At 72.3% G+C, this 3,612-nt stretch carries 4 protein-coding genes; all 4 read left to right on the forward strand.

Translation table 11 applies throughout. The features are described 5' to 3' along the window. The coding region (locus VIU94_RS10150) for a YciI family protein (RefSeq protein ID WP_331909849.1) at nucleotides 1-211 on the forward strand (211 nt) is incomplete at its 5' end. Nucleotides 212-372: 161 nt separating this feature from the next. Then, the gene (locus VIU94_RS44925) at nucleotides 373-2,373 is read left to right on the forward strand and encodes a sigma-70 family RNA polymerase sigma factor (protein ID WP_331909851.1); all 2,001 of its coding nucleotides are present in this window, start codon (nucleotides 373-375) and stop codon (nucleotides 2,371-2,373) included. A gap of 97 nt (nucleotides 2,374-2,470) precedes the next feature. After that, nucleotides 2,471-2,878 carry a YciI family protein gene (locus VIU94_RS10160; protein ID WP_331909853.1) on the forward strand — a complete coding sequence of 136 codons (408 nt, stop codon included), beginning with the start codon at nucleotides 2,471-2,473 and terminating at the stop codon, nucleotides 2,876-2,878. An 8-nt stretch (nucleotides 2,879-2,886) separates the two neighbouring features. Further along, nucleotides 2,887-3,612: sigma factor (locus tag VIU94_RS10165; protein WP_331909855.1), on the forward strand; the 726-nt coding region annotated here is incomplete at its 3' end.

The raw sequence follows: 3,612 nt of genomic DNA on the forward strand, positions 1-3,612 counted from the left end.
CGGCGGTCTCGAGCCGGGCGGCATCCTGGTGAGCTCGTCCGGTGAGGAGATCACCGTGACGGACGGGCCGTTCGCCGAGGCCAAGGAGGCCGTGGCCGGCTTCGCGCTGATCGAGGTGCGATCCAGGGAGGAGGCGATCGAACTGGCCCGCCGCTTCCGCCGCATCGTCGGGGACGGCGAGAGCATCGTCCAGGAGGTCTTCGGCCCCTGACCCCTCGGCACCCCTGACCCCTCAGCACCCCTGACCTATCGTCACCCCGGAGGCCTTGGCGCCCCCAGCCCAGGACTCCGGAGCCCATGAACAGCGAATGAACAGCGCAGACACGTGCCCCGGCTTGCGAGCGAGCCGGGGCACGTGCTGTCATCCGACCTGTGCTGGATGCCCATCGCACCATCGACGCGGTCTGGAAACTCGAGTCGGCGAAGATCATCGCCGGGCTCACGCGGATGGTGCGCGACGTCGGCCTCGCCGAGGAGCTGGCCCAGGACGCGCTCGTCGCCGCGCTGGAGCAGTGGCCCGAATCCGGCGTCCCGGACAACCCCGCCGCCTGGCTGACGACCACCGCCAAACGGCGGGCCATCGACCACATCCGGCGCTCCGAGCGTCTGACGCGCAAGCAGGAGCAGCTCGCCCACGAGCTCGACCAGCAGCCGCACCCCGAACAGGACCTCGATCAGGAGCCCGAACAGGACGACGTCCTGCGGCTGATGCTCATCTCCTGCCACCCCGTGCTGCCGACCGACGCCCGCGCCGCCCTGACGCTCCGGCTGCTCGGCGGCCTGACGGCCGAAGAGATCGCGCGCGCCTTCCTCGTCACCGGGACGGCCATCACCCAGCGCATCGCCGCCGCCAAGCGGACACTGGCCGAGCAGCGCGTACCGTTCGACCTGCCGGACGACTCGGAGCTCGCCGAGCGCCTCTCGTCCGTCCTCGAGGTCATCTACCTGATCTTCAACGAGGGATACTCCGCGACGTCCGGCGACGATCTGATGCGGCCCGGGCTCTGCCTCGAAGCGCTGCGACTGGGCCGCCTGCTGGCCGAGTTGGCGCCTCAGGAGGCCGAGGTGCACGCGCTCGTCGCACTGATGGAGATCCAGGCCTCGCGCTCGGCCGCGCGCACCGGGCCGTCGGGCGAGCCCGTCCAGCTGCATGAGCAGAACCGGGGGCGCTGGGACCAGTTGCTCATCCGCCGCGGCTTCACCGCGATGCTGCGCGCCCGGGAGACCGGCGGAACTCCCGGCCCGTACCTGCTGCAGGCGGCGATCGCCGTGTGCCACGCGCAGGCGCGTACCGCCGAGGAGACCGACTGGGCGCAGATCGCAGGCCTGTACGGGGCGTTGGCGCGGTTGCTTCCGACGCCGGTCGTCCAGCTCAACCGGGCGGTGGCGCTCGGGATGGCGTACGGACCCCAGGCGGGCCTTGACGTCGTCGACTCCCTGATCGCCGATCCGGCCCTGCGCGACTACCACCTGCTCCCCAGCGTCAGGGGAGATCTGCTGGTCCGCCTGGGCCGGCGCCAGGAGGCGCGGCTGGAGTTCCACCGGGCCGCGTCGCTCGCCAGAAACGCCTCCGAGCGCGCCTTTCTAAACCGACGCGCGGACGAGATCGCGGACGAGATCGCCGATGAGAGCGCCGGCCCTCCCGTCCCGACGGTCGGGCAGGCCGCGCGCGACTTCCTGAGCCGTGACGATCTGGACGCCGGGACCCTCCACTCGTACGGACAGACCCTCCGTCGCCTGCGCCTCGCCCTCGGCGAGCAGCTGCCGCTGGCCTCCCTGACCGCCGACCAGGTGTCGCGGGTGTTCGCGACCGCCTGGGGCGGGGCGGCGGCCAGTACCTGGAACCGGCACCGCTCGGCCGTACGGTCCTTCAGCGCCTGGGCCTCGCTGGACGACCTCGCGGCGGGTCTCGACCGCCGCGCCGAGACCCGCGTACGGGCGCGGCCACTGGACCTCGCGCAGCTCGACGCACTCTGGAGCCACCCGGACCTGCCGCTGCGCGAACGGACACTGTGGCGGCTCCTGCACGAGTCGGGAGCCGGTGTGAAGGCAGTGCTGTCGCTCGACGTCGAGGATCTGGACCTGGACGACCGCAGGGCCCGCGCGGGCCGCACCTGGGTGAGCTGGCGCTCCGGAACCGCCCGGCTCCTCCCTCAGCTCCTTGCCGGCCGGACCCGGGGCCCGGTCTTCCTCTCCGACCGGCGACCCGGCCCGGCCCGTACACCCGCACAGGCGGATCTGTGCCCCGACACGGGCCGCCGGCGCCTGTCGTACGAGCGGGCCGAGTACCTGTTCAAGGAGACCACCAGGCCCCTCGACCCGGCGCACCACGGCTACACCCTCCGCCGGCTCAAGCCGGCAAAAAATTTCTGACTCCGATGCGGACGGCGATGTCGAGAACCCGCGCCTGGCTCCGTCCCCGGGGTGAACGCGACCAGAATGGGTCGCATCAGGACCGAGGAGAGACACCATGGCCAAGTACCTGCTGCTCAAGCACTACCGCGGCGCCCCGGCTGCTGTGAACGACGTGCCCATGGACCAGTGGACGCCGGAGGAGATCTCGGCCCACATCCAGTACATGAACGACTTCGCGGCCCGGCTCGAGAAGACCGGCGAGTTCGTCGACGGGCAGGCGCTGGCCCCCGAGGGGACGTTCGTCCGGTACGACGGCGAGGGGCGCCCGCCGGTCACCGACGGTCCGTTCGCCGAGACCAAGGACCTCATCGCCGGCTGGATGGTGATCGACGTCGACAACTACGAGCGCGCCGTCGAACTGGCCGGGGAGCTGTCGGCCGCCCCCGGGGCGGGCGGGAAGCCGATCCACGAGTGGCTGGAGCTGCGCCCGTTCCTGGCCGCGCACCCCACCACCACGGAGTGACCTCATCGATGGACGAGGCTCTGCTCCGGAGCCTCACGCCGAGCGTGCTCGGCATCCTCGTCCGCCGCGGAGCCGACTTCGCGGCGGCCGAGGACGCCGTACAGGACGCGCTGGTCGAGGCGGTACGCGTCTGGCCGGCCGACCGGCCGCGAGACCCGAAGGCCTGGCTGGTCACCGTGGCCTGGCGCAAATTCCTCGACGCGACCCGGTCGGACGCGGCCCGCCGTCGCCGCGAGGACCTGGTCGACGAGGAACCGGGCCCCGGGCCCGTACCCGCCGCGGACGACACCCTCCAGCTCTACTTCCTCTGCGCCCACCCCTCGCTGACGCCGTCGTCCGCGGTCGCGCTCACCCTGCGCGCCGTGGGCGGCCTGACCACCCGCCAGATCGCCGAGGCCTACCTGGTGCCGGAGGCGACGATGGCGCAGCGGATCAGCCGGGCCAAACGCACCGTTCGCGACGTGCGGTTCGACGAGCCCGGTGATCTGGCGACCGTGCTGCGGGTGCTGTACCTGGTGTTCAACGAGGGCTACACCGGCGACGTCGACCTGGCGGCCGAGGCGATCCGGCTCACCCGGCAGCTGGTCGCGGCCACCGGGGACAGCAGCGGGGCCGGCGCGGCCGACCGGCGATCGGGCGGGGTCGACAAGACCGGCGCGGCTGACCGGGGATCGGGCGGGGTCGACAGGGGTGCGGGCAACGAGGAGACCGCCGGTCTGCTCGCGTTGATGCTG

The organism is Streptomyces sp., from assembly GCF_036566765.1.
In the GTDB taxonomy this organism is placed as follows: Bacteria; Actinomycetota; Actinomycetes; order Streptomycetales; family Streptomycetaceae; genus Streptomyces.

What these genes read in the sequence shown, in the direction of transcription:
- VIU94_RS10160 (WP_331909853.1), top strand. Translation starts at nt 2,471, where the DNA reads ATGGCCAAGTACCTGCTGCTCAAGCACTACCGCGGCGCCCCGGCTGCT.